This window comes from Amycolatopsis sp. SID8362 (assembly GCF_010550475.1).
Classification (GTDB): domain Bacteria; phylum Actinomycetota; class Actinomycetes; order Mycobacteriales; family Pseudonocardiaceae; genus Amycolatopsis; species Amycolatopsis eburnea.
Genome location: NZ_JAAGNB010001584.1, coordinates 1 through 4,126 on the forward strand (window position 1 = coordinate 1; position 4,126 = coordinate 4,126).

A 4,126-nucleotide genomic window follows, 5' to 3' on the forward strand; every position below is an offset into this window, starting at 1 on the left:
GACACCGTGGTGCTGCACGACCCGCAGGTGCTCGGCCTGGCCCCGGCGCTGGCCGCGGCCGGTGCCCGGGTGGTCTGGCACTGCCACATCGGCACCGACACCCCGGGCCAGGGCCCTTCGGCGGTCTGGCGGGCGTTCGCCGCCGAGCTGTCCACAGTGGACATCGTGGTGACGGCGCTGGCGGAGTACGCGCCGCCGGGGCGCCCGGTCGCGGTGTGCGCGCCGGCGTTCGACCCGAAGGCGGCGAAGAACCGGCCGATGGACGCGGTGGAGGCGAACGAGCTGCTCGCCGAAGCCGGGCTGACCGCGGAAACCACGAGCGAACTCGCCGCCGTCGAGCAGGACGCGCCGATGCCGGCCGGGGCGCGGCTCGTGCTGCAGGTCTCGCGGTGGGACCCGCTCAAGGACATGCCGGGGGTGCTGCGGCTGCTGCCCGGCCTGCCCGGCGACGTCCACCTCGTGCTGGCGGGCAACGATCCCGAAGAGATCCCGGACGACCCCGAAGGCCTCGCCGTGCTCGCCGAAGTGCGGCGGCTGCGGGCCGGGCTGCCTGCGCCGGTGCGGCGCCGGGTGCACTTGCTGCGCACCTCGCAGCGGGACCCCGAACGCGCCGCGCTGCTGATCAACGCCCTGCAGCGGCGGGCGGACGTCGTCGTGCAGAAGAGCCTCGCCGAAGGGTTCGGGCTCACCGTCACCGAGGCGATGGCGAAGGGACGGCCGGTCGTCGCCGGGCGCGTCGGCGGGCTGTGCGCGCAGATCGAGCACGGCCGGACCGGGCTGCTGGTCGACCCGGCGGACACCGCGGCCGTCGTCGCCGCCGTGAACGAGCTGCTTTCGTGCCTGCGGGACCGCGAGCGCATGGGCGCGGCCGCGGCGGCCGCGGCCACCACCACGTACCTGATGGACCGCCTGGTCGCGGACTACCGCGCGGTGGCGGCCCGGCTTCCGGAAGGGGCGGCACGATGAGGACCGGAGTGGTCACCGCGGCGGGCGGGCGGATCGGGTCGGCGGTGGCCGAGCGGCTGCTCGCGGCCGGCGTCGTCGACGAGGTCGTGGCGGTCGACGTCGTCGAGCCGTCGGTTCCCGCCGGTGCCAAGGGTTTCGTCTGCGACCTCCGCGAAGCGTCCGAAGTGGACAAGCTGGCGGCCGCGCTGCCGGGCGAGCTTTCGGTGCTCGTCAACGTGCTGGGCGGCGAACGGCGCCCGCACCTCGAACCCGTCGAGGACGCGACCTGGCCGCCGGAAGCGGTGTGGGACGACATCTTCGCGCTCAACCTCACCACGGCCTACCGCGTGACGAAGGCCCTGCGCGAGCGCTTCGGCCGCGGCTCGGCGATCTGCAACGTCAGCTCGATCGCGGCGAACATGCCGTGGGTCGTCTCCCCCGCGTACGGCGCCGCGAAGGCCGCGCTCGAACACTGGAGCACCTCGCTCGCCGTCGCGCTGGCGCCGGCCGGGGTGCGGGTGAACACCGTCCGGCCCGGGTTCGTCTGGAGCAAGCAGTGGCAGGACGTCAGCCGCGCCGAGTTCGACGAGGTCGTCGCCGACCGCGTCCCGCTCGGCCGGGAGCAGACCGCCGACGACGTCGCCGACGTCGTGGCGTTCCTCTGCTCCCCCGCGGCGAAGCACATCACCGGGCAAGGCCTGGACATCGACGGCGGCGCGACCCTGGTGCGGAGGGCACGATGAGGCTGATGGCGGTGCACGCGCACCCGGACGACGAATCGAGCAAGGCCGCGGCGACGCTCGCGCGGTACGTGGACGAGGGTCACGAAGTCCTGGTTGTCACGTGCACGGGCGGCGAAGAGGGCAGCATCCTCAACCCGGCCATGGACACGCCGGAGGTGCGCGCCGACCTCACCGCGGTCCGCCGGGGCGAGATCGCCCGCGCGATCGAGGTCCTCGGCGTCCAGCAGCGGTGGCTCGGGTTCGCCGACTCCGGCTGGCCGGACGGCACCCCGGTGCCCCCGGGCCGGTTCGCGAGCCTCCCGCTTTCGACGTGCACCGAGCGGCTGCTCGTGGAGATGCGCGAGTTCCGGCCGCACGTCGTCATCACCTACGACGAGAACGGCGGCTACCCGCACCCGGACCACATCCGGGCGCACGAGGTCGCGGTCGCGGCGTTCGAGGCGGCCGGCGACGACCCGGACTGGCAGCCGCTGAAGCTGTACTACGTCCACGAGTGGTGCGGCAAGAAGATGGCGATCTTCCACGAGGCGCTGCTGGCGGCGGGGCTGGATTCGCCGTACCACGAGTGGCTGAAGGAGTGGGACACGAAGCCGGACATCTACGCGCGGATCACCACGCGGGTGCCGTGCGCGGACCACTTCCCGCGGCGCGACGCGGCGCTGCTCGCCCACGCCACCCAGATCGACCCGGACAGCCACTGGTTCGCCGTCCCGCTGGAGCTCCAGCGCGAGCTGTGGCCGACCGAAGATTTCGAGCTCGCCCGTTCCCGGGTGGGCGGCTCTGGGCCGGAGGACGACCTGTTCGCCGGCATCGAAGTGCGGAAGGGGTAAGGATGAAGACCGTGGAACAGTGGTTCGACCCGATGGACCCGTGGTCCTGGGTCGTGTCGCGGTGGCTGCTGGAGGTCGAGCAGGTCCGGGAGATCGACCTGCGGTTCCGGGTGATGAGCGTTTCGGTGGTCAACGCCGACCGCGAGATCCCCGAGCAGTACCTCGACGACCCGGAGGCCTACCTGAAGCGCATGCAGGCGGCCTGGGGCCCGGTCCGCGTGGCGACGGCGGCCGCCGAGCAGCTCGGCCCGAAGGTGCTGCGCGACCTGTACACCGCGCTGGGCAAGCGCATCCACGAAGAGGGCAACAAGGACTTCCCGGCGGTGATCTCGGCGGCGCTGGACGAGCTGGGCCTGCCGCCCGAGCTGAACGAGATCGCCACGACCGACGCGGCCGACGACCAGGTCCGCGCCAGTACCCGTGAAGCGATGGACGCGGTGGGCATCGAGATCGGCACCCCGATCATCCGGATCGACGGCGCCGCGTTCTTCGGGCCGGTGGTGTCGAAGATCGCGCGCGGCGAGGACGCCGGGCGGTTGTTCGACGCGCTGGCGACGTTGGCGGGGTTCGAGCACGTTTCGGAGATCAAGCGGGCGCGGATTTCGGAGCCCGACTTCTCCTGAGCGCCGGTTCGCCACGTAGTGAATGACTCATTCATGTCGTCCGACGACATGAATGAGTCATTCACGTCGGTGCTGGGCGCGCGGCCGCGGACATCCACGGCACCGCGGAGCTCTTGCGCCGACGTCGCGACCGGCCCGCAATGTCTCCGCGACGTCGGGCAGACCGCGCGGCCAGGCGTCTCTGCCGCCGGAACTCAGCCCACCAGGCGGCCGCGGGCGACCACCAGCCGCACGTCGGCCAGCACCGAAGTCGAGGTGCGCGGATCCCCGTCCACCACCAGCAAGTCCGCGTCCAGCCCCGGCAGCACCCGGCCCGTCACCGACGACAACCCGAGGATGTCCGCCGCGCTCGACGTGGCCAGCTCCAGCACTCGCTCCGGGCTGAACCCCAGCCACTCGTACATCCCCAGCAGCCCCGCGTACTCGCCGAACACCGCGTTCCGAACCCCGCCGTCCGACCCCGGCAGGATCGGGACACCCAGCGAGTCCAGCCACGCGATCCGGTCGAACAGCGGACGCGCCGCCGCCTCGCCGAGCGTCGAGCGCTGCACCAGCCAATCCCGCGGCCCGGCCGTGCAGCAAGCCGCGATCCCGGCCGACGCCATCCGGCGCGCGATGTCCGCACGGCGGTGCCACTGCGCGTCGCCGGCCAGCCAGTAGCAGTGCTCGATCGTGTCCACGCCCGCGTCGGCCGCGAACTCGATCGACTCCGTGCCGTGCGCGTGCGCCGCCACCGGGAGGCCGAGCGCGTGCGCCTCCGCGACGACCGCCTTCACCTCGGCCGGGGAGAACTGGGACTCCCACATGGCCGCGCCGCCCGGGGTGAGGCTACCGCCGCTGGCCATCACCTTGATGACGTCCGCGCCCGCCTCCGCGTTGGCGCGGACCAGGTTCCGCATCGCCGCCTCACCGGTCACCTCGCCGCCGAAGAACCAGCAGTGGCCGCCGGGCGGGGTCAGCGGGGCCAGCGCCGCCAGGATGCGGG

Annotated in this window: 5 protein-coding genes; 4 read left to right on the top strand and 1 reads right to left on the bottom strand. The window is 73.0% G+C overall.

The window, feature by feature from the left end; translation table 11 throughout:
- The 4 genes from G3I65_RS48865 to G3I65_RS48880 form a co-directional block, all read left to right on the top strand.
- A partial coding sequence (locus G3I65_RS48865; protein WP_160702428.1) for a glycosyltransferase occupies nt 1-966 on the top strand: 966 nt, incomplete at its 5' end.
- Nucleotides 963-1,688: an SDR family NAD(P)-dependent oxidoreductase gene (locus G3I65_RS48870; protein ID WP_160702430.1), complete on the top strand. Its 726-nt coding sequence runs from the start codon at nt 963-965 to the stop codon at nt 1,686-1,688. The genes G3I65_RS48865 and G3I65_RS48870, both read left to right, overlap by 4 nt.
- Nucleotides 1,685-2,518 (top strand): mycothiol conjugate amidase Mca, encoded by an 834-nt coding sequence (gene mca, locus G3I65_RS48875; RefSeq protein WP_239071908.1) that lies wholly within the window; start codon nt 1,685-1,687, stop codon nt 2,516-2,518. The genes G3I65_RS48870 and mca overlap by 4 nt, the downstream gene beginning before the upstream one ends.
- 2 nt (nt 2,519-2,520) lie before the next feature.
- Nucleotides 2,521-3,141: a DsbA family protein gene (locus G3I65_RS48880; RefSeq protein ID WP_160702432.1), complete on the top strand. Its 621-nt coding sequence runs from the start codon at nt 2,521-2,523 to the stop codon at nt 3,139-3,141.
- Nucleotides 3,142-3,335: 194 nt separating this feature from the next.
- Here the strand turns inward: G3I65_RS48880 and G3I65_RS48885 are convergent.
- The coding region (locus G3I65_RS48885) for an amidohydrolase family protein (protein ID WP_160702434.1) at nt 3,336-4,126 on the bottom strand (791 nt) is incomplete at its 5' end.